21 protein-coding genes are annotated in these 21,631 nt (G+C 29.3%); 20 read left to right on the top strand and 1 reads right to left on the bottom strand.

Annotated features, from left to right (window positions below; all coding sequences use genetic code 11):
- Together KQY27_RS01795 and KQY27_RS01800 are read left to right on the top strand one after the other, a co-directional pair.
- The coding region (locus tag KQY27_RS01795; RefSeq protein ID WP_224424865.1) for a CARDB domain-containing protein at positions 1-293 on the top strand (293 nt) is incomplete at its 5' end.
- 247 nt (positions 294-540) lie between these two features.
- Complete coding sequence (locus tag KQY27_RS01800) at positions 541-846, top strand: MTH1187 family thiamine-binding protein (RefSeq protein ID WP_224424866.1); 306 nt, start codon at positions 541-543, stop codon at positions 844-846.
- Between the two features lie 118 nt (positions 847-964).
- Here KQY27_RS01800 and KQY27_RS01805 read toward each other — a convergent pair whose 3' ends face one another.
- Positions 965-2,071: a DegT/DnrJ/EryC1/StrS family aminotransferase gene (locus KQY27_RS01805; protein ID WP_224424867.1), complete on the bottom strand. Its 1,107-nt coding sequence runs from the start codon at positions 2,069-2,071 to the stop codon at positions 965-967.
- A 762-nt stretch (positions 2,072-2,833) separates the two neighbouring features.
- Between KQY27_RS01805 and KQY27_RS01810 the strand changes: the two genes are divergently transcribed.
- From KQY27_RS01810 to KQY27_RS01895, 18 genes are all read left to right on the top strand, one after another.
- A complete protein-coding gene (locus tag KQY27_RS01810) occupies positions 2,834-4,132 on the top strand; it encodes a tRNA (guanine(10)-N(2))-dimethyltransferase (protein WP_224424868.1) in 1,299 nt (432 codons plus the stop codon).
- A 381-nt stretch (positions 4,133-4,513) separates the two neighbouring features.
- On the top strand, positions 4,514-5,359 hold the full coding sequence (locus KQY27_RS01815; protein ID WP_224424869.1) for a DUF4013 domain-containing protein: 846 nt from the start codon (positions 4,514-4,516) through the stop codon (positions 5,357-5,359).
- 324 nt (positions 5,360-5,683) lie between these two features.
- Positions 5,684-6,487 carry a DUF4013 domain-containing protein gene (locus tag KQY27_RS01820; protein WP_224424870.1) on the top strand — a complete coding sequence of 268 codons (804 nt, stop codon included), beginning with the start codon at positions 5,684-5,686 and terminating at the stop codon, positions 6,485-6,487.
- Between the two features lie 268 nt (positions 6,488-6,755).
- Entirely contained in the window at positions 6,756-7,616 is an 861-nt protein-coding gene (locus tag KQY27_RS01825; protein ID WP_224424871.1) for a DUF4013 domain-containing protein, read from the top strand.
- Positions 7,617-7,732: 116 nt separating this feature from the next.
- The gene (locus tag KQY27_RS01830; RefSeq protein ID WP_224424872.1) at positions 7,733-8,572 is read left to right on the top strand and encodes a DUF4013 domain-containing protein; all 840 of its coding nucleotides are present in this window, start codon (positions 7,733-7,735) and stop codon (positions 8,570-8,572) included.
- Between the two features lie 545 nt (positions 8,573-9,117).
- Positions 9,118-10,401 carry a metallophosphoesterase gene (locus tag KQY27_RS01835; protein ID WP_224424873.1) on the top strand — a complete coding sequence of 428 codons (1,284 nt, stop codon included), beginning with the start codon at positions 9,118-9,120 and terminating at the stop codon, positions 10,399-10,401.
- A gap of 199 nt (positions 10,402-10,600) precedes the next feature.
- Positions 10,601-11,848, top strand: coding sequence for a methyl coenzyme M reductase-arginine methyltransferase Mmp10 (gene mmp10, locus KQY27_RS01840; protein WP_224424874.1), 1,248 nt, complete (start codon positions 10,601-10,603; stop codon positions 11,846-11,848).
- Between the two features lie 831 nt (positions 11,849-12,679).
- Positions 12,680-14,011, top strand: a complete 1,332-nt coding sequence (gene mcrB / locus KQY27_RS01845) for a coenzyme-B sulfoethylthiotransferase subunit beta (RefSeq protein ID WP_224424875.1) — start codon at positions 12,680-12,682, stop codon at positions 14,009-14,011.
- A 127-nt stretch (positions 14,012-14,138) separates the two neighbouring features.
- The gene (mcrD, locus tag KQY27_RS01850; protein ID WP_224424876.1) at positions 14,139-14,585 is read left to right on the top strand and encodes a methyl-coenzyme M reductase operon protein D; all 447 of its coding nucleotides are present in this window, start codon (positions 14,139-14,141) and stop codon (positions 14,583-14,585) included.
- A gap of 39 nt (positions 14,586-14,624) precedes the next feature.
- Positions 14,625-15,227 carry a methyl-coenzyme M reductase I operon protein C gene (gene mcrC, locus KQY27_RS01855; RefSeq protein WP_224424877.1) on the top strand — a complete coding sequence of 201 codons (603 nt, stop codon included), beginning with the start codon at positions 14,625-14,627 and terminating at the stop codon, positions 15,225-15,227.
- A 3-nt stretch (positions 15,228-15,230) separates the two neighbouring features.
- A complete protein-coding gene (gene mcrG / locus KQY27_RS01860; protein ID WP_224424878.1) occupies positions 15,231-15,980 on the top strand; it encodes a coenzyme-B sulfoethylthiotransferase subunit gamma in 750 nt (249 codons plus the stop codon).
- Positions 15,981-15,997: 17 nt separating this feature from the next.
- Positions 15,998-17,650: a coenzyme-B sulfoethylthiotransferase subunit alpha gene (gene mcrA / locus KQY27_RS01865; protein WP_224424879.1), complete on the top strand. Its 1,653-nt coding sequence runs from the start codon at positions 15,998-16,000 to the stop codon at positions 17,648-17,650.
- Positions 17,651-17,894: 244 nt separating this feature from the next.
- Complete coding sequence (gene mtrE / locus KQY27_RS01870; protein ID WP_224424880.1) at positions 17,895-18,785, top strand: tetrahydromethanopterin S-methyltransferase subunit E; 891 nt, start codon at positions 17,895-17,897, stop codon at positions 18,783-18,785.
- A gap of 13 nt (positions 18,786-18,798) precedes the next feature.
- On the top strand, positions 18,799-19,503 hold the full coding sequence (gene mtrD / locus KQY27_RS01875) for a tetrahydromethanopterin S-methyltransferase subunit D (RefSeq protein ID WP_224424881.1): 705 nt from the start codon (positions 18,799-18,801) through the stop codon (positions 19,501-19,503).
- A complete protein-coding gene (mtrC, locus tag KQY27_RS01880) occupies positions 19,503-20,342 on the top strand; it encodes a tetrahydromethanopterin S-methyltransferase subunit C (RefSeq protein WP_224424882.1) in 840 nt (279 codons plus the stop codon). The genes mtrD and mtrC overlap by 1 nt, the downstream gene beginning before the upstream one ends.
- A gap of 11 nt (positions 20,343-20,353) precedes the next feature.
- Positions 20,354-20,680 (top strand): tetrahydromethanopterin S-methyltransferase subunit B, encoded by a 327-nt coding sequence (locus KQY27_RS01885; protein WP_224424883.1) that lies wholly within the window; start codon positions 20,354-20,356, stop codon positions 20,678-20,680.
- A complete protein-coding gene (gene mtrA, locus KQY27_RS01890) occupies positions 20,681-21,406 on the top strand; it encodes a tetrahydromethanopterin S-methyltransferase subunit A (RefSeq protein ID WP_224424884.1) in 726 nt (241 codons plus the stop codon). It abuts the gene before it with no gap.
- Between the two features lie 12 nt (positions 21,407-21,418).
- The gene (locus KQY27_RS01895; protein WP_224424885.1) at positions 21,419-21,619 is read left to right on the top strand and encodes a tetrahydromethanopterin S-methyltransferase subunit F; all 201 of its coding nucleotides are present in this window, start codon (positions 21,419-21,421) and stop codon (positions 21,617-21,619) included.
- Positions 21,620-21,631 lie beyond the last annotated feature (12 nt).

The raw sequence follows: 21,631 nt of genomic DNA on the forward strand, positions 1-21,631 counted from the left end.
CTTTCAGGAAAAAAGTGTCCACATATAAAGTTACAATAGCTAATAAAGGAAGTTTAAAATCTAAATCTACTGTTTTAGCTCTTTTCCATATGAGAAACGGAGTTAAAATCAAAACCAAATACATCAAAATCAAATCAATAGTCCCAGGCAAGAAAATATCAATAATCGTCAGCTACTTCCCAGATAAAGCAAATCACAGATACTGCATAGCACACTTCCAAATCGATCCCAAAAACAAAAACAAAGAAATAATACTAGCTAACAACAAAAAATCAATAAGCCTAAAACACTAAAAATAACATTTTAAAGGATAAATTAATTCTTTTTATCCTTTCTTTTTTTATTTATTATTATCATTTTTTATTAATTTTACAATTATTATTTTTATTTTATTTTATTTTCAACAATAGTTGATACATCAATAATTGATATATAAAGTATAATATTTTTATATTATCATTGAATAAATTATACAAGTTTTTATCAATCATATTTTTTATTTAAAAAAATTTATTAGAAATAAAATATAAAAATGTAAATATGATAACAGTAGATTTTGGTATTGTTCCAATTGGAACTGAGGAAACTGATTTAGGTGATTATGTTTCAGTAGCTGTTCAAGCTATTAAAGATTCTGGACTTAGCTATGAACTTACTGGAATGGGAACTCAAATTGAAGCTGAAAATCTTGATGAACTTTATGAAGCTGTTCAAGCTGCTCAAGAAGCTGTTTTTAAAGTTGGAGCTAATAGAGTATTTGCTGTCTTAAAGATAGATGATAGAAGAGATAAAGATACTCGTGGATTAAAAGATAAAGTAGATACTGTTAATGCAATGATAAAATAAGGTTGATTTATCAAATAAAAATATTAAATAAAATCAAGATAATTTTTCACTGATAAAATAAAAAACTAAATAAATATAAATAAAAAAAATAATTGAGATTATAAAAATTAAAAGCTATTCAGCTAAATTTAGCTGAAGCTTCTCTTAAAACCTTGATAATAGTAGCTAAATCTTCTTTAGTTACACTTGGATGGACTGGAAGAGAAATAACAGAACTAGCTGCTTTTTCAGTTTTTTCAAGATTATCATTATAACCTAACTCAACATAAAGTTCTTGTTGATAAATTGGGATTGGATAATGAATACCTGTACCTATTCCATTATCATTTAGGAATTTCACCCATTCATCTCTATTTCCAGTTTCCACTCTTATAGTATATTGATGATAAACATGTTTTACTCCTTCAAGAACTTTAGGAGTTGATATTCCATCAACTTCCTCTAATTCTTTTGTAAGATAGCTAGCATTATCAATCCTTTTTTGATTGAACCCATCGATCTTTTTAAGTTGTGCAATACCAATAGCTGCAGCTATATCTGTCATTCTGAAATTGTATCCAAGAACTGCATGTTCATATCTGTTTGTTTCACCATGAGCTCTAAACATCTTAGCTTTTTCAGCTAACTCTTGGTTATTAGTAGTTATCATTCCACCTTCACTGGTGGTCATATTTTTTGTAGGATAAAAACTAAAACAAGCTATATCTCCCATATTTCCTACTTTTTTATCATTATAAACAGATCCATGAGCTTGTGCAGCATCTTCAATCACATAAAGGTCGTGTTTTTTAGCTATTTCATTAATTTTATCCATGTCTGCAGATTGTCCATATAATTGCACTGGCATAATAGCTTTTGTTTTAGGAGTAATAGCTGCTTCAATTTTTTCAGGATCTATATTAAATGTATCTTCATCAATATCCACAAATACAGGTCTAGCTCCAGTATAAAGAATAGAATTTCCAGTAGCTGCAAATGTAAAAGGAGTTGTTATAACTTCATCTCCTTCACCAATTCCACAAGAAAGAAGAGCTACATGTAAAGCAGTTGTACCTGAACTAGTAGCTATTGCATATTTTGAACCTACAAATTCTGCAAATTTTTCTTCAAATTCAGCTACCTTAGGGCCTTGTGCAATAAAACCTGATTTCAAAACTTTTACAACTTCTTCTATTTCTTCTTCTCCGATGATTGGGTTTGCAATTGGAATTCGAATTTGTGACATAGCTACACCTTTATTTTGTATGATTTAATTAATTTAATTTGTATTGATTAATTATATTATTACTAATAATTTATATTATAATTAATAATAATTATTTTAATAAAATTCTATATAAATATAAAAACACTAATAAGGTTAATTTCAGAATTAAAATTAATCTTAGAATTTAATGAATTAGAATATGATAAATAGGATAAACCTTATATTTAATATAAAAATTTATATTATAAATATATTTAATTATATTTATTCATATCTATTTTAATCTTTATTAATATACTTTTACACATTATTATTAAATATAAATGCAAGTATTACTTATTTTAAAATATATTTTATTTATTCATTTAAAAATAATTATAAATCTATTATTTAATAAAATTTTTAATAATAAATAATATATGAAAAATATAATTTAATAATAAAAATTTAATTAATTTGTTTATAAAAATTACTTTCTTTATAAATTTTATAAATAATAATACATATTCATATTATAATATATAATATTATAAAATTTAATAAGCTAATGAATTTACAAAACTATTATGATAGTACTTTAAACACTTATAAAATACTATGGATATTTATAAAATAAATATTTATAATAATATTATATAATAATAACAATTTTATAATAATATTTAAAATTGTATTTAAAATTATAGTTTAGAATTATAGTTTAAAATTATAATATTATAAAATAATATTTAAAATTCATGATTATAATAATCTATAAATAATTAAAAAGTGGAGTTAGCTATGCTTAAACAAGATATAGAAATAATTAAAGAAGGATTAGTAGAAATTCATGTTCCTAAATTCGAAAAAGTTTCAGCTAGCGCTCCTGTTTTTTATAATTCTCGAATGGAGTTAAATAGGGATATATCAATACTGGCTCTTCAAACATTTCAAGAAGAAATTGAAAAAGAGATAAATATCTGTGATGTCTTTGGTGGAAGTGGAATACGGGCTATTCGTTACAAAAAAGAAATTGATGGTGTTGGAGAAGTTTTTGTCAATGATATTAGCTCTCTAGCTGTTGAACAATCAAAAGACAATGCATTAATTAACAATGTAGAAATCGAGATTCACCAAAAAGAAGCTAACATCATGCTTCGTGAAAATAGGGGGATATTTGATGTAATTGATATTGATCCATTTGGAACTCCATCATATTTTATTGATTCTGCTAGCTATTCTCTTAAAAAAGATTCTCTTCTCTGTGTTACAGCTACTGATACATCAGCTCTTTGTGGAACATATAAAGAACCTTGTATTAGGAAATACAATGCTAAACCTTATAAAAGTGAATATTGCCATGAAAATGGAATTAGAATATTAGCGGGTTTTGTTGCTTTGACTCTTGCTAAATATAAAAAATATATTGAGGGTATTAAGCTATCTCATAGTAGTGAACATTATATGAGACTTTATCTTAAAATTAACAAAGGTTCAGCAGCTACTGATGAATCTTTAGCTGAAAATATTGGCCATATCATTCATTGTAAAAAATGTTTGTATAGAAAAGCGATTACTGGGTTAGCTAGTCCCATTCCAGAAATTTGCCCAATTTGTGGAGAAAAACTAGTTATTGCAGGTCCACTTTGGATTGGAAAACTTCAAGATCATGATTTCATAGCTAATATGATTTCCAAGTTAGATGAAGATAACTTTAATAATTCCAAACTAAATGAAGATAACTCTAATAATTCTGATTTAGATGAAGATAACTTTAATAATTCCAAACTAAATGAAGATAATTCTAATAATTCGAACTTAGATGAAAATAAATCTAATAAAAAACAACTTAATACAGAAAAAAAGGTTTTAAAATTGTTAAACAGTTGTTTAGAAGAATCTGATGCTCCAATTACTTTTTATGACATTCATGTGATTTGCAGAAATCTTAAAATTAGTGCACCTAAGTTAGATAAAGTTATAGATTCACTAAAAAAAGAAGGATTTTTAGCTATAAAAACTCATTTTAGTCCAATTGGTATTAAATCTGATATTGGAATTGAAGAATTAAAAGCTATTATTGAATCATTGGTTATTTAATTAGTAATATTATCTTTATATTATTTATATTCTTTATAATAATATTTTTATTCTTATTTTATTCTTATAATTACTTATAACAGTTGTTTGTAATAATATATCTGTAATAATATATTTTCAAAAACCTCTGATTGATTAAAAAATTGAATATTGATATATTAATTAACATATCAAAAATATATTAATCACAAAAATACATGATTTTAAAGAAATGGTGATTAAATTTTTATATCATCTATAAAACATTCTTAGATATTAGATACATTTATTAATAAGTTGTTATATATAATATAATTATAGTATATTCTTTGGATTATAGTATATTCTATAAATTATAGTATATTCTGTAGTATCTGGGGATATATTTAATGAGGTGATAAAATGAATATTACGGAACTTTTTGAAAATTCTTTGAAATATCCTGCTGGAAATTGGGTGAAAGTGATAATATTGGGTGTTTTGTTATTAATACCAAGTATTTTTGCGATTTTGTTAGGGGTTTCTGCTATTTTTAGACAACCTATCTTGACTGCTGTTTTAGGAGTAATCTTTGTAATTTTACTTATAGTATTAACGTTTATTATTTACGGTTATTCTTTGAGTGTAACAAGGGAAACAATTTCTCGCTCTGATGATTTACCTGAATTCCAATGGATGAAAAACTTTATAGATGGTATTAAATATTTTATTGTACACATTGTGTATTATATAATACCTGTAGCAATAACTTTACTTGTAGCATACTTAACTGGATTCTTTGAACAGTTTGCAACTCTTTGGAATTATGTTTTACAAAGTTTTACAGCAGCTTCACAAAATGCGACTATAACTGCAACAAATGCAACAATGATTCCACCACAATTAATTGCAGATCTTCAAACTAGTGCTATTATTGTAGCTGTTGTAGCAATTATATTGTTTATAATATTCTCATTGTTATTGATGATAGCTATTGCAAAATTAGCTGAAACTAATAGTTTAGGGGCTGCAGTTAGCTTGGGAGATGTATTCCAAGACATTGGTAAAATAGGATGGGGAAAATATATTGTATGGTTTATTCTTTTATATGTGATTATATTCATTATCCAAGCAATTGTAGGAGCTTTGGGATCAGTTCCACTACTCGGATTTATTATTGGAATAATATCTGTACTTGTGATTACTCCATATCTTACAATATTCAGCTCTAGAGCTCTTGGATTGATATATAACGAATCAAAAGAATAAATTATTCAAATAGCTTTGATAATTTAATAATTTGTTAATATTCGATTAATAATTAGTCAATATTAACTATATTATTATTTAATATAGTTATTTTTTATTTTTTAATTTCTTTTTTCATTATGTATGATTTATTTTTTATTTTTTTATTTATCTAACTCTTTTATTTTTTCTTTTTAATTTTTATTCATTATTTTTTGATAGTTGGTATACTAATTAATTTTAGATATTTTCATTTTAGCCTATCTTTTTAGATAACTTTATAAAGTATATTCAACAGACCAAATAACATCAAAAAATTATTTTTGGTATATATGAGGTGAAAATATGGATATCGTAGGACTTTTTAAAGACTCATTAATTTATCCAACGAAAGAATGGGATAAATTATTGATATTTGGTGTACTCATTATTATAATGAGTTTTATTGCTATTTTGCAATTATTTGGAATTGCATTAAGTGACTACTTAGGTGCAGCTATTGTAGCAGCTATTTCATTCATTCTGCTGTTTATTATTAGTTTGATACTATGGGGATATACTTTAAGTATAACTAGAAAATCAATCAATAATGTTGATGGTGATGTTCCTGCTTTTGATTGGGTTAAAAATTTTGTTGATGGACTTAAAGTTCTTGTTTTAAGATTTATTTACTATATAATCCCTGCTTTAGTAACTTTAATAGTAGCTTATGCTACTGGTGCATTTAATTACATCTACCAATTAGCATTATATTATGTTATGTATGGGCCAAATGCAATACCTCAAGCTTTATCATCTGCAGCGGCTTTTAGCTTTTTAATGGTTTTCGTAATTGGAGGAATCTTTTTCTTAGTATTCTCATTACTATTCTTAGCAGCTGTTGCTGTATTAGCTGAAACTGAAAGTTTAGGTAAAGCTGTCAATATAATCGATGTATTTCATAAGATTGGTGAAATTGGATGGGCAAATTACATTATATGGGTTGTTCTTTATGCAATAATACTTTTCGTCGTTATTAATACTGTTATTGGTGTTGTTTCAATCATTCCATATATTGGAATTATAATTGTAATGTTAATCCTTAGACCTTATGCAGATATGTTTGCAGCTAGAGCTCTTGGTTTAGTATATAATGAATCAAAAGAATAAGTTATTTATTTAACTTATTTCTTTTATTTTGTTTTTTCTATTTTGTTTATATTTGATTACTTTTGTTTATTTTTTAATTATTTTTTCTATTTTGTTTATATTTTATATTTTTTGTGATTCTAGTATTTTTCAAACTTTTTTATCAATATATATGTATTTATTTAAAATTAGCAAAGTTTAATAATAATTATTCATAAATATATAAAATAATTATACATTAATTCAGAATAGTTCAATAGATTAAATGATTATATATTAAAGGTGTAGTATGGAAATTTCAGAACTTTTCAGTGAATCATTAACTTATCCTACTAAAGATATTGATAAATTATTGACTTTAGGAGTTTTATTTTTTATAGATGGGCTTTTATCCCTCTCACCTTCAATTACAATAGCTTTAAATCAAATTTTAGCTACAAAAATTTTATATTTTATTTCAAATATCTTTGGAATTGTTGTTTTTCTCATTGTTTTAGGATATATTCTCTCTATAGTTAGAGATACAATAACTAATTTAGATGTTTCATTAATTAATTCTGAAGAATCATATAATTCTAATATTCCTTCTATTAATATTATTAAAAATATTATTGATGGAATTAAAATATTATTTATTTCTATAATATATTACATAGTGCCTTTAGCTATAACTTTAATAATAGCTTATTTTACAGGAGCTTTAAATGGTCTTACTAAACTTTTAGCAATTTATCTGAATTATGGTCCTGAAACAATGTCCAATATTATTCAACTGTCTAATATATCTTTAAATACCAATATTTTAATATCATTGGCTGTTATTGGAGCTATTCTTTTTATATTAACTACTTTATTTTTAATTATAGCTATTGCGAGATTAGCTGATACAAATAGTATAAAGTCTGTATTTAATTTTAAAGAAATCATTAAGGATATTAATGAAATCTCATGGAAAAACTATTTAATAATAGCTATACTTTTATTAATTATTTCATTTGTTATTTTGATTATTGGTGCAGTAGTTTCAGTTATCCCATTTATAGGTCTTATAATATTTTTCTTAGCTATTTTACCATTTATAACAATTTTTTATGGAAGAATTATTGGTTTAATTTATAGAGAAGTAAAAATGTTTAAAAATATTTTTTAAAGTTATATTTAGAGCTGTATTTAGAGCTATATTATTGCTATATTTAGTGCTGTATTATATTATTAATTAAAATCATTTTTTATTTAATAGATAAAGATAAAATTTGGAGTGATAAAATGGATGTTACGGAAATTTTTAAAGATGCTTTCAAATATTCCACTGGGGATTGGGGCAAAATTACAATTTTAGGTCTTTTAATTTTTGGAATTCTTATACTGGCCTTTTTAACTGGAATTAGCGCAATTTTTGGTCAGTTTATTGCAGTAGCTATTTTTGGAGCAATAACTGCAATATTTTCAATAATCATTGGATTGGTGTATTATGGATATGGTCTTAGTGTTATAAAAGATACTATAGTTAATCCAAATGTTTCTGTTGAAGGTCAAAAAAGACAGTTACCTGAATTTGAATGGTCTGAAAATATTATCGATGGTTTTAAAGTCTTAATTTTGAGCATTGTTTATATGATAATACCTATTATTGTTGCAATTGTTTTATATTATCTTTTAGGAGTATCAAATGCATCCTCTCTTAATCAAACATTAAACCTTTATAATCAGACAAATGGACTTCAAATACCTTATATGATGTCCACTGTATATATGGGTGCTCTTGGCTTTTCAATGTTCATTGTTCATACTGTAACTGTTATTCTATCTATAATATTTTCATTATTTGCAATTATAGCTATGGGAAGACTAGCTGAAACTGGTAAATTAGGATCAATTTTTGAATTTGGAGAAATTTCAAACACAATCTCAAAAATAGGCTGGGGAAATTATATTATTTGGTTTATATTACTTTATATAATTGTAATACTTATTTCTTTAGTAGCTGCTTTAGTTATATTTATTCCAATAATTGGTATAATAGCTTATTTATTAATTGTTCCAGCATTTTTACTTGTATTCAGATCAAGAGCTATTGGACTAATATATAATGAATCAAAAAAATAATATTTGATAAATTAATAATTCAGCTTTTTCGCTGAATTTTTTATTTTATTTTTGCAGTTTATATTTATTTTATTTTATAATTATTTCATTGATTTTATTTATTTAAGTTATTAGTATTTTTTATATTATATTTAATTAATTTTAGTAATTTATTACTACTTTTAGTATATTTTAACTTTTTCAGTACTTTTTTAGTATTTTTTTAGTATTTTTTTAGTATTTTTTATAATAAATTTGTAATATTTTGATTTAATTTAAATATTAGTAAAAATATTAGTAAAAATAATATCCATAAAATATATAATAAATATATATATGATAAAATGTTTCTTAGTGATTATTTAATTGTTTTTTAAATATTTTAATAAATATTATAAAATATAGAATACATAATATTATTATAAATAATATTATTATGAAATTTTAATAAAATTTATAAAATTTATAAAATATTAAGCAATTTATTATTTACTACTTTACTCGATTATTATTTAGTAATATTATGAGATTTATAATATAATTGATTCTTATTTAATGGTGATTAATTGGATATAAAAACTAGAAGATTAATAATGAATGGGCCTTTTTTTACAGTGCTCTATGCAATTTATATTTATTTGCTATTTACTTTAGTTTCAAATCTATTTGATGGTGCTGGAAGTTCATTAATACTTCCACTTACTTTAATTATTGCTGGGATCTATTTATTAGCTACCGTTGTCCAAGGACTTCATCCTAATCAAATAACTCATTTTTTAGCTGTAATATCTGAGATATGGAAAGGAACATCAATTTATCTTCTTATTTTAACAATTATTATGCACATTATTTCATGGATTGTAAATATTCCAGATATATTCTTTGGAATAGTTTTATTGGTTTCAGTCACGTTAATAGCTATTTATGCTGTTTATAATGCTGATAAAATCACAATTAAAAATATTGACCTATCTTTTGATAATTTAAATGAAGACTTTAAATTTATTCATATTTCTGATCTTCATATTGGTGCTATTAGAAGAGATCGCCTATTGAATAATATTGTTAATAAAATTAATGAACCTAATCAAGTAAATGCTGATTTTGTTGTTATTACTGGCGATTTAGCTGATGGTAGTTCGCCAATTTATCCAAATTCATTTGAAATTTTAGCTAAGTCTAAAATTCCGATATTTTTCACTCCAGGAAATCATGACTTCTATCCAGGAATAGATAATGTTATTAAAGCTGCAAAAAATGCGAATATTAGGATTCTTTCTAATCAAACTATTGAAATTAAAAATACTCAATTAATAGGAATTCCTTTTGGTAGAAATGGATTTACCAATAGTGTATCTAAAAATGTAGATTCTGATAGTTCTAAAACTTCAAAAAAGTTTGCTGATTTCTCTCATTCTGTTGGTTCTGTTGGTTCTAATGATTTTAATAATTTTGATCATGAACATATTGATATAGGTAATCAGATTCCTAATGTTGAAAGTAATGAAAATAATTCTATCGATGTCAATTTAGAATCTAATAGAAATAGCAAAGATTTTGAAATCAATATTGATTTAAACAAAACTTCAATATTATTACACCATGTTCCTGTTGGGTGGGACCTATTTAAAGATATTGGAATAGATTTAGTTTTATCTGGACATACTCATGGTGGTCAATTTTTCCCATTTAATTACTTTGTAAAAATGGTTTTTCCTTATTTAAGAGGTCTTTATGAGGATAATGGTAAATATATGTATGTTTCTGATGGTATTGGTACTTTGACTCCTCCTATGAGATTAGGTACATCAGCTGAAATGGCTGTTTTCCACTTGAAGAAGAAAAAATAAATGATTATTATATTATTTATAATAAATTAATTATTATAACTAATTTATAAAAAGATAAATATTCATAAATTATTCATAAATTATTTATAAAATATTCATAAATTATTATAAACTATTTATAAACTATTCAGAAATTATTATAAAATTATTTATAAATTATTTATAAATATTTTTATAATATGAAAAAGAGACTATTATTATGCAAATTGTAGCTGATGTTGGTGGAATTCCTGGTAAAGATTGTCGAGGATTCTGTAAATATTGTTATTTTAGAAAAGTAAAACCTATTGAACCTTTAGGTTGTAAAGATTGTTCTCCGGGCAAAATTGGATGTCCTCAATGTAGTGAAGGTGTAACTGAAACAAAAAATGAATTTAAAATGCCTTTTTTCGTAGTGAATGAGGTTCAAACTACTTTGATGATGACTAATCCAAATGACAAAGACCTTAAAGTCAATATTAGTGGTGGGGGGGATGTTAGCTGTTATCCTCATCTTGAAGAATTAACTGGAACTCTTCACCAATTTGATATTCCAATGCATCTCGGTTATACAAGTGGAAAAGGTATTGATGATTCTGAAATAGCTAATCGATTAATTAATCAGGGGGTTGATGAGGTTACTTTTACCCTATTTTCATCAAATCCAAAGCTTAGAAGTGAATGGATGAAAGATCCTAATCCTGAAGAATCTCTTAAAGCAGCTAGAATTTTTGCAGAAAGTACAGACTTACATGCAGCTACAGTTATAATTCCTGGTGTAAATGATGGTGATATTCTTCATAAAACTTGTGCAGATCTTGAATCTTGGGGTGCTAAAGCTTTAATTCTTATGAGATTTGCTAATACAACTAATGAAGGTTTAATTTTAGGAAATGAACCTATTGTTGAAGATATAACTTCTAATACAGTTGATGAATTTAGAAAACTTGTGGAAGATATAAATAAAGAGTATAATATTCGTGTTACTGGAACTCCTGTTTGTGATCCAGAAACTGGTGCTCCATTTGCATTAGCATCTTCAGAAAATGAGATTTATCTTCAATTTATTCAAAAAATTACTGGTGAAGCTACAATAATAACTTCTAAAATTGCTGCTCCATATATAGAAGAAATATTCAACAAACTTGATACTAATGATGTTAATGTAGTAGCTACAAACAAAGATATTGCTTGTCTTATTACAAAAGAAGATTTAGAAGAATTAGACTTATCAGATGTAAAAAAAACTGCTATTATTCCTGGAAGAGCATTTGTTCATCAAAATGATGCTGAAAAAATCCTTAGTGCAGATGGAATAGATCGTGTTGTTGGAAGAGGTCCAGAAAAACTATCTGTGGATGGAGAAATGAGTGGTACTTTAACTGAAGAAAATGTTATAGAACGAGAGCTTGAATTATTTAGAGATTTAGTTGAAGCTATTAATTTCTTTGGAATGAAAAGAATCTAATAGTTTAATATATTGTTCATCTATTTTCCCATTTATTTTATCTGTTTTATCTATTTTAATCTATTTTTTTATTTATTTTATTTATTTTATCTATTTTATATCTATTTTCTTATTTATTTTATCTGTTTTATCTATTTTCATCTATTTTTTGATCTTATTTTTTTATATTATATCATTTTTGTATCTACCTATTTTCTTAATAATTTTTCATAAATTTTCTAGTTAAAATCATTTTTATTTTAGACAAATTAAATATAATTTGAATTACTATTCTTGTAAATATAGTAATACTTAATTATTTTTACAATAATTTTAATTTGCTTATTTTTTCTGCACAAAAGATTATCATTTCTTTATTTTTTATAAATTTTTGTTCTTTTTTATTTTAATAGTTCTATTTTTGTTCATTTTTATTTTTTAGATTTCGTTCTTATTTATACGTATTATATTAAAACTTTTATATAGATTTATTTTCTTGATTTAATTATTATTAATGCTTTTATAATAATATTAATCTAATTTAATTTATATTTGAAACATTAAATGTTAATTTTCTTATCATTTTAGGTTATATTAATTTTTATTAGTTTAAAATAGTATTACTTAAAATGAATGAATTCTTACGAAATTCATGTTCTGTTCTCCCTTATAAGCTTTGCTATTTGAATTCAGAAATAATCTTTATAATATATATTAATCAAATTAAAGTTCGTATACCAAATAGCTAGTTATTGCAAATAACTGCAAATAAGCTTACTCGATACAAGCTTAAAAATGACCGTTTGTATTTGGGTGGTATATCAATAACTATATTTAGTTAGGAGGGAAAAAATGGCGAAGTTTGATGATAAAGTCGATTTGTACGACGATAGAGGGTCATTAGTAGAATCTAATGTACCTATCGAAGCCTTAAGCCCACTACGGAACCCTGCAATAAAAAGCATCGTTAGTGGTGTAAAAAGGACCGTAGCTGTAAACTTAGAAGGTATTGAAAACTCTTTAAGATCCGCAACTGTCGGTGGACAAGGATCTAAAATATTAGGAAGAGAAATGGACCTAGATATTACTGGCAATGCTCAAGCAATTGCAAGTTCTTTAAAAGAAATGGTTCAAGTAACTGACGACGATGATACAAATGTAGAGCTCCTTTCTGGTGGAAAAAGGATTTTAGTACAAATACCTACCGCAAGATTGGAATCTGCTGCTGAATATTCTGTAGCAACATTAGCAACTGCAACTGCATTAGTACAAGCTCTTATCAAGCAATTTGATATAAGTATGTACGACGCTAACATGGTAAAAGCTGCAATTCTTGGTAGATATCCACAGTCTGTAGATTACATGGGATCTAACGTTGCAACTATGTTAGATATTCCACAAAAACTCGAAGGACCAGGATATGCTTTAAGAAATATCATGGCAAACCACGTAGCTGCTGCTACTTTAAAAAACACATTACAAGGAACTGCACTTTCCAGTATCTTAGAACAAACTGCTATGTTTGAAATGGGAGATGCTATCGGAGCATTTGAAAGAATGCACTTATTAGGATTAGCTTATCAAGGAATGAACGCAGACAACATCGTTTTAGATTTAGTAAAAGATAATGCTAAAGATGGAAGTGTTGGATCTGTAATGAATGGTACTATTGAAAGAGCTGCTGCTGATAATGTTATCAGTGTAGAAAAAGACTTAAATGGCTTTAATGTATATGAAACAAATGATTTAGCTAAATGGAATGCTTATGCTGCTGCTGGAGCTACTGCTGCAACTATGGTAAATGTAGGTGCTGCTAGAGCTGCTCAGGGTGTACCATCCTCATTGTTATACTTTAACGACTCACTTGAATTTGCAACTGGTCTTCCAGGTGTAGACTTCGGTAGAGCTGAAGGGGTAGCTGTAGGATTTTCATTCTTTAGTCACTCTATATACGGTGGAGGAGGCCCAGGTCTCTTTAACGGTAACCACGTTGTTACAAGACACAGTAAAGGATTCTGTATCCCTTGTGTTGTTGCTGCAATGTGTTTAGATGCAGGAACTCAGCTTTTCTCACCTGAATCTACTTCTGGATTAATTAAAGAAGTATTCAGTAGTGTTGACGAATTCCGAGAACCACTTAAATATGTAGTGGAAGCGGCTGCAGATATCAAAGGTGACATCTAAATAATCTTTATTGATTTTTCAAATGGTTATATCACAAAATGATTAATAATCATAATGATTTATTAATTCACAGTGATTTATGATCATAGACTAATCATGAATCTAATTATAATGGGGCTTATTATAAATGGACATTGAAGTATTTCCACATAGAGTTTTAGGAGCAGATACAACTGAAAAGTTGTTAAATGGTATTGAAGGACTTGATGATGTTAAACGTACTGTTATTCAAGGACCTAGGCTCCCACCCGAAGACCCTAATGAAAATCCTAAATATGCTGATAGAAGAAGAATTACAGTCAATGGTAAAGAAGTTGAGCTTAAAGTAAAGACTGGCCGTATTTTTGTTGAAATTTCAAATGAGTCAACTATTGATGAAATAAAGGAAATATGTAGTGAACATCTTCCTTTTGGGTTTGACATTAATATTGGAAAATATATCAGAACTCAGAAGACTGTATCTGATAGCATAAAGTATGGTGACGCAGACATTCCTGATGAATTAATAGGGATGACTGACCAATCAGCTAAGCTCGCAGACAGAGTAACTATCATAAAAAAAGATAAGGATTAAATTAGCAAATATAAAAATTAAATTTATGGATTAATTGAAATGATTGGACGTTGCACTCACGTTGTTGATTGTCGTGAAACAATGGGACTTGGTGAAGGAGGAGGAATTGCTCAAAGGGGCACTTTTGCAGAATGTGGAAGTGATGTTCTTGCAGTAGCTATGTCTCCTGGAAGAAGGCACATCACAAAACCTGTTTGTGAAATAACCTTCGCACTTCGAGAGGCCAATGTTTTAACTAGTACAATGATATTAAATGCTGGTGCAGGTACTCCATCTGATGCTCCAGGTGCTAGTGGCGGATTTGGTTTAACTGACAAAGAAGTTGAACAAATGTCACAATTTAAAGTACTTGTTGTACATCTTGGAGGAGTCAAGAATCATATTACTTATAAAGCAAGGCTGATACTTAGAAATGTTAATCGCCCTTGTATTGTTATTTGTGAATATCCTGTTGATTTTGAAGATTTTGCCAAAATTGGTGTTAAAACTTCAAGAGTCATGCCTGATGAGGCTGATAAAGGAGTTAAAACTCAAGGTAAGATTGTTAATATTATTAGTGGCGTTATTAGGGGAGAAACATGTTCCCAAGAAAAATTAGATGAGATTATTAGAAAAGTTAAGTTAGCATTAGGAGGTGCATGATTTATGGCACAATATTATCCAGGAACTTCTCAGGTAGCTCAAAATAGAAGAAACTTTTCTGACCCAGATTATGAGTTAGAAAAATTAAGAGAAATATCTGATGAAGGCGTAGTAAAAGTATTAGGTCACAGAGCTCCAGGTGAAGAATATAAAAGTGTTCACCCACCATTAGATGAAATGGACGAGCCTGAAGACATTATTAGAGAATTAGTAGAGCCAATTGATGGTGCAAAAGCAGGTGACAGAGTAAGATATATTCAATTCACTGACTCTATGTACTTTGCTCCAGCTCAACCTTTCTTAAGATCTAGATCTTACTTAAATAGATTTAGAGGTGTAGATGCAGGTACTTTGTCTGGAAGACAAATTATCGAAGCAAGAGAAAGAGATCTCGAAAGAATCTCTAAAGAATTATTAGAAACCGAATACTTCGATCCAGCAAGGTCTGGAATCAGAGGTAAATCCGTACACGGTCACTCTTTAAGACTTGATGAAGACGGTGTAATGTTTGATATGTTAAGAAGACAAATATTAAACAAAGAAACTGGTAAAATCGAATCCGTAAAAGATCAAATCGGTAAAGAACTTGATGAACCTGTTGTACTCGGTGAGCCATTAGATGAAGAAACTTTAATGAAGAAAACAACTATTTACAGAGTAGATGGTGAAGCTTATAAGGACGATAAAGACGCTGTAGAAATATTACACAGAATACACGTCGCAAGATCCAATGGTGGATTCTGTCCAGAATAAGGATGAGGTAGATTATTATGGCTGATAAAAAGTTTATCGAAGCATTAAATAAAAAATTCAAAGAAGATCCTGAAGAAAAAACCACCACTTTCTATACATTAGGTGGATGGAAACAATCTGAAAGGAAAACTGAATTTGCTAACGCAGGTAAAGAAATTGCTGCAAAAAGAGGAATTCCTCAATATAACCCAGATGTAGGTTCTCCATTAGGACAAAGAGCATTAATGCCTTATCAAGTATCTACAACTGACACTTACGTTGAAGGTGACGATTTCCATTTCGTTAACAATGCTGCTATCCAACAAATGTGGGATGACATCAGAAGAACTGTTATTGTAGGTTTAAACACTGCACATAACGTTCTTGAAAAAAGATTAGGTATGGAAGTTACTCCTGAAACAATCACTGAATATTTAGAAACTGTTAACCACGCTATGCCTGGTGCAGCTGTTGTACAAGAACACATGGTTGAAACCAACCCATCTTTAGTAGCTGACAGTTATGTAAAAATATTCACTGGTGATGATGAATTAGCTGATGAAATTGACAAATCTTTTGTTTTAGATATTAACAAAGAGTTCCCTGAAGAACAAGCTGAAGCTTTAAAAGCTGAAGTAGGGGACAAAGTATGGCAAGCTGTAAGAATTCCTACTATTGTAGGAAGAGTTTGTGATGGAGGTACTACCTCCAGATGGTCTGCTATGCAAATTGGTATGTCTATGATTTCTGCTTACAACCAATGTGCTGGTGAAGGAGCTACTGGTGATTTTGCATATGCATCTAAACATGCAGAAGTTATTCACATGGGTACTTACTTACCAGTTAGAAGAGCAAGAGCAGAAAACGAACCTGGTGGAATCGCATTTGGTTTCTTAGCTGATATGTGTCAATCCACAAGAGTTAACCCAGAAGACCCAGTAAGATCTGCATTAGATGTAGTAGCTATGGGTGCTGCTTTATACGATCAAATTTGGTTAGGTTCTTACATGTCTGGTGGTGTTGGATTTACCCAATATGCATCAGCTGCTTATACTGACAATGTTCTCGACGACTTCTTATACTATGGTAAAGAATATGTCGAAGATAAATTCGGTTTATGTGAAGCTCCAAATAATATGGATACTGTTCTCGATGTAGGTTCTGAAGTAACTTTCTATGGATTAGAACAATACGAAGAGTACCCAGCATTACTTGAAACTCAATTCGGTGGTTCTCAAAGAGCTTCTGTTGTTTCAGCTGCTGCTGGTTGTTCCACTGCATTTGCTACTGGAAACTCACAAACTGGTTTAAGCGCATGGTACTTATCCATGTACTTACACAAAGAACAACACTCCAGATTAGGATTTTATGGTTACGATTTACAAGATCAATGTGGTGCATCCAACGTATTCTCTATCAGAAACGACGAAGGATTACCAGTTGAAATGAGAGGACCAAACTATCCTAATTACGCTATGAATGTAGGACACCAAGGTGAATACGCAGGTATTTCACAAGCTCCTCACTCTGCTCGTGGAGATGCATTTGCATTCAATCCATTAGTTAAAATTGCGTTTGCTGATAAAAACTTAAGCTTTGACTTCACCCAACCTCGTGCTGAAATTGCAAAAGGTGCATTAAGAGAATTTATGCCTGATGGTGAAAGAGCTTTAATTATACCAGCTAAATAGGTGTGAAAACACCTATTATTTTTTTATTTTTAGAAATTGTTTTTAGAATAAGAAAATTTAAATTAAAATTATCAAAATATAATGAAGAATATGTGAAGATTATCTCTTATAAATGAAAATAAATGAAGATTTATCTTATAAATGAAAATTATATAATAATTATCTAATGAAACAATTATCTAAAATTAATAAAAATCACATTTATTAAATAATCAATTTAATAAAACTAAGGAGGAAAAGAAATATGGACCCTATAACATTAGGTGTTGTTGCATTGATGGGTGCAGCTGCGACTATTGCTGGTGCCTCAGAGGACTTAGAGTCTGATGTAGGTTCTATGAGTAATCCAAACTCACAAGTTCAGCTCGCTCCTCAAATGGGACATTTACACCGATTCGTGAATAAGGCGGTTTCTGGTGAACCAGTCGCTTATGGTACCTGGTGTGGTATCGCAGGATCTATCGCATTTGTTTTAATTTCACCAATGTTTAATTTTAATGTAATGCCTATTGCAGGAATTGCTATTGGTGCAACTATTGCTGCTTTAGTACACGTTGTATATACAGTTACTTCACACTTGGGACGGATTGTAAGTCAATCTCAATTTGAACAACCATTATTTATGGATGCTTTAACTCAATCTTTAGGACCTATTGCAGGTCATGGTTTTATAACTACTTTTTGTATTGTAAGTATAGCTTATTTAATGACTATACCTCTAAATGGAACTCCATTGCATGTTTTCCCATTACCGCTTCTCGCTGTTTTGTGGGGAATAACTATTGGTGCTATTGGTTCTTCTACTGGAGATGTTCATTATGGTGCAGAAAGAGAATATCAACAATATCCTTTTGGTGGAGGTATTCCTGTAGCTATACATGGTGATATTGTAACTAAAGGTGAAATTGGTGCAAGAAATTCTCTTGATATTGTTAACTTCTGTGCGAAATTTGGTGGACCATTAACTGGTTTCTGTTTTGGCGCTGTTGTATTCCTCAGTTTCTGGATAACTGTAGTGTTCGGATTAATTGGAGGATTAATAGCTGGTTTAATCATAGTTATTCTTCTTATTATCATGAATGAAAGAATAGAAAACTTTGCCAGAACTAAATATGGACCATATAAGGAAGATTAAGGAGGTTTCATTTATGGATCCAATAACTTTAATAATATTTATCACAGTTGGAGGAATTCTCATTGGTGGAGGTGTACACTTCATACCAGTAGGAGGAGCTCCTGCAGCTATGGCAACAGCTACTGGTGTAGGAACTGGAACAGCAATGCTCGCAGCAGGTGCTGGATTAACCGGTTTAATCACTGCAGCAGCTATGACTGGTCAACCTTTCTATATTATCGCGATTGCTGGAGCAGTCGGGGCAATGATGATGATGGGAATAACCATGTTGGTTGCTAATATAATTTATGTATTCGGTGTTGGGATTGTACCTTCTTCTGCTAAAGTTGAAGTAGACCCAATAACTGGTAGAAATCAAGAAAAATATGTAACTTCTGGTACTGAAGGTCACGGTATTCCTACTGTTTGTTATGTAAGTGGTATTATCGGTGGTTTACTTGGTGGTGCTGGTGGAGGACTTGTTTACTATGGTATTAATATTGCAATGACTGAAGGTAGTTTTGTAACTGACCCAGCTATTACTGCAGGCTTAGCTGCTATTTTAGCTGTTGGTGTTTTCTTTATAAATTCAGTAATTGCTTCATATAATATTGGTGGTACTATTGAAGGTTTCCACGACCCTAAATTTAAAAGAATTGGTACTGGTATAGTTGCTTGTGCTATTGCTTCTATTGTAATGGGAGTATTTGCTATCCTTTTAACTGGAGGTGTTGTATAATGTCAGCTGCTGGTGGTGGACCATCTGGTGGTTCTATAGGTGCTGAAAAATTAATGCTCTTAGGAATCGTTGGTGGACTTCTTGGGATTTATTTAGTACAATTTAACCCTGTATTTGGCCCAGTTCTCGCTTCTCTTGGTGCAGTTTGTGCTATTGTATGGGGTGCAGATGCGATTCGAAGAGTTGCAAGTTACGGTTTAGGTACTGGTGTACCTTCTATTGGTTATATGTCACTTTCAATAGGTATTATCGGTGCATTAGCAGGAGTTGCTATTGTAACAACAACCTTTATGAAAGGTTTAGGAATGTTAGGACCTATTCTTGCTTTAATCTTTGCTATGGTTTTAGGATTAATTGTAGGAGTAATTGCTAAAAAGATTGTTGGTATGAAAATACCTATTTTAGAAAGATGTACTGCTGAAATAGCTGGTGCTGCTGCTTTATCCGTTTTAGGATTTTCTGCAACTCTTGCAGGAACTTATACTATTGATGGAATTTTAGCATCTGTTGTAGCTCCTGGATTTATAGCATTATTCTTTATCATGAATACAATGGCTATTCAACATCCATTTAACGCATGTTTAGGACCTAATGAAGATCAAGTTAGAACTCTTAAATTAGCTGCAGCTACTGCATTTTTAGCAATGGTTGTTACTGGAATATTAACTATTATTAACCCTGAACCAAATACTTGGATGGGTATTCCTGTATGGTTAGTTGTAATTGTAATTGCTACAATCGGTTGGATAATATCCATTAGGGCTTATATCCTCGATTCCTTTAAACAAGCTGCATCTGTTAAATGGGCTGGATTATGGCCTAAAATTGAAGAACAATAGGGGGAAAAAATATGGAAATGTTACCTTTAGTTAAAATAGTTCCTGAGTACAGCTTGACTCTTGATCCCTCTACTGGAATGATTGGAGCTGCTCTCGGAAGAGAAGTATTAGTACTCTCAATGGATGATATAAACAACGAAATAACTGCATTAGAGGCTGCAGCAGATGATTTAATGAATTCATTAGATCCAAACACCGTTTCTCGAGGAGCTTATCCTGGAAGAGAAGGTACTTATGCTACTGCAGGTATGCTTACAAATATGGTTTATGGATTTTTAATCGGATTATTTGTATTAATAGCTGCTATTCCTCTATTAGTCAATTTGGGGGTTTTATAGATGGCAGATAAAAAATCACCTGCAGAAGGTTGGCCAATAATTAATGGAGATTATATTGTTGGAGACCCTGAAAGTCCTGTTGCTGTTACAACATTAGGTTCTCACAATGAAGATGTTCCTGCTGGAGCTGGTGCAGCTATTGCTGGACCATGTAAAACAGAAAATCTTGGTATTGAGAAAGTTGTAGCTAACATAATATCAAATCCTAACCTCAGATTCTTAATATTATGTGGATCTGAAGTTCAAGGACATATTACAGGTCAAAGTTTTGAAGCTTTACATCAAAATGGTGTAGATCCAGAAAAAAGAAGCATCATGGGTGCTACTGGAGCTATTCCTTATGTTGAAAATATTCCTGATGAAGGAATTGAAAGATTCCAATCTCAAATAGAAATTGTCAACATGATTGATGTAGAAGATGCTGGCGCAATTGAAGCCAAAGTTAAAGAGTGTATTGAAAAAGATCCTGGAGCTTTCGAAGAGGAAGCTTATGTAATATCTCTCGATGAAAGTGGAGATGAAGAGGATGAAGGAGAAGAAGTTCGACCTGTTGCTCCTGAAACCGCTTTAATTGAGGCAAGGATGAGAAATATTCAAACCCAAGTAAAAATGGTCGGTGCAATACAAAAGAACTTTTCTGGTAATTATGTTGGAAAAGTCCAAGGTATTATGATTGGACTAGTTTTCACTTTGGTCGTAGGATGTTTATTCCTAGGAATATTATAGGAGGTTATTATTATGGTTAAATTATCTAGTAAACCAAACGTCCGTGGTATTAAAAGTGTATCTGAAGATATACAGTACCGTTCTCAATTAATTGGAAGAGAAGGGAGATTATTCGCAGGATTAATTTCAACAAGATTCACTGGAATAGGATTAGGATTAGCTATTGCATTTATATTAGTTGTTGTAATCCCATATCTAGCGAGTTTATTCTAAGAGGTGTTATGA

It is taken from the genome of Methanobrevibacter sp. TMH8 (genome assembly GCF_020148105.1).
Classification (GTDB): domain Archaea; phylum Methanobacteriota; class Methanobacteria; order Methanobacteriales; family Methanobacteriaceae; genus Methanobinarius.

Bases quoted from the DNA above. Each gene is read 5' to 3' on its own strand.
- KQY27_RS01800 (WP_224424866.1), top strand. From the start codon at position 541: ATGATAACAGTAGATTTTGGTATTGTTCCAATTGGAACTGAGGAAACT.
- KQY27_RS01805 (WP_224424867.1), bottom strand. From the start codon at position 2,071: ATGTCACAAATTCGAATTCCAATTGCAAACCCAATCATCGGAGAAGAA.
- KQY27_RS01810 (WP_224424868.1), top strand. From the start codon at position 2,834: ATGCTTAAACAAGATATAGAAATAATTAAAGAAGGATTAGTAGAAATT.
- KQY27_RS01815 (WP_224424869.1), top strand. From the start codon at position 4,514: ATGAATATTACGGAACTTTTTGAAAATTCTTTGAAATATCCTGCTGGA.
- KQY27_RS01820 (WP_224424870.1), top strand. From the start codon at position 5,684: ATGGATATCGTAGGACTTTTTAAAGACTCATTAATTTATCCAACGAAA.
- KQY27_RS01825 (WP_224424871.1), top strand. From the start codon at position 6,756: ATGGAAATTTCAGAACTTTTCAGTGAATCATTAACTTATCCTACTAAA.
- KQY27_RS01830 (WP_224424872.1), top strand. From the start codon at position 7,733: ATGGATGTTACGGAAATTTTTAAAGATGCTTTCAAATATTCCACTGGG.
- mmp10 (WP_224424874.1), top strand. From the start codon at position 10,601: ATGCAAATTGTAGCTGATGTTGGTGGAATTCCTGGTAAAGATTGTCGA.
- mcrB (WP_224424875.1), top strand. From the start codon at position 12,680: ATGGCGAAGTTTGATGATAAAGTCGATTTGTACGACGATAGAGGGTCA.
- mcrD (WP_224424876.1), top strand. From the start codon at position 14,139: ATGGACATTGAAGTATTTCCACATAGAGTTTTAGGAGCAGATACAACT.
- mcrC (WP_224424877.1), top strand. From the start codon at position 14,625: ATGATTGGACGTTGCACTCACGTTGTTGATTGTCGTGAAACAATGGGA.
- mcrG (WP_224424878.1), top strand. From the start codon at position 15,231: ATGGCACAATATTATCCAGGAACTTCTCAGGTAGCTCAAAATAGAAGA.
- mcrA (WP_224424879.1), top strand. From the start codon at position 15,998: ATGGCTGATAAAAAGTTTATCGAAGCATTAAATAAAAAATTCAAAGAA.
- mtrE (WP_224424880.1), top strand. From the start codon at position 17,895: ATGGACCCTATAACATTAGGTGTTGTTGCATTGATGGGTGCAGCTGCG.
- mtrD (WP_224424881.1), top strand. From the start codon at position 18,799: ATGGATCCAATAACTTTAATAATATTTATCACAGTTGGAGGAATTCTC.
- mtrC (WP_224424882.1), top strand. From the start codon at position 19,503: ATGTCAGCTGCTGGTGGTGGACCATCTGGTGGTTCTATAGGTGCTGAA.
- KQY27_RS01885 (WP_224424883.1), top strand. From the start codon at position 20,354: ATGGAAATGTTACCTTTAGTTAAAATAGTTCCTGAGTACAGCTTGACT.
- mtrA (WP_224424884.1), top strand. From the start codon at position 20,681: ATGGCAGATAAAAAATCACCTGCAGAAGGTTGGCCAATAATTAATGGA.
- KQY27_RS01895 (WP_224424885.1), top strand. From the start codon at position 21,419: ATGGTTAAATTATCTAGTAAACCAAACGTCCGTGGTATTAAAAGTGTA.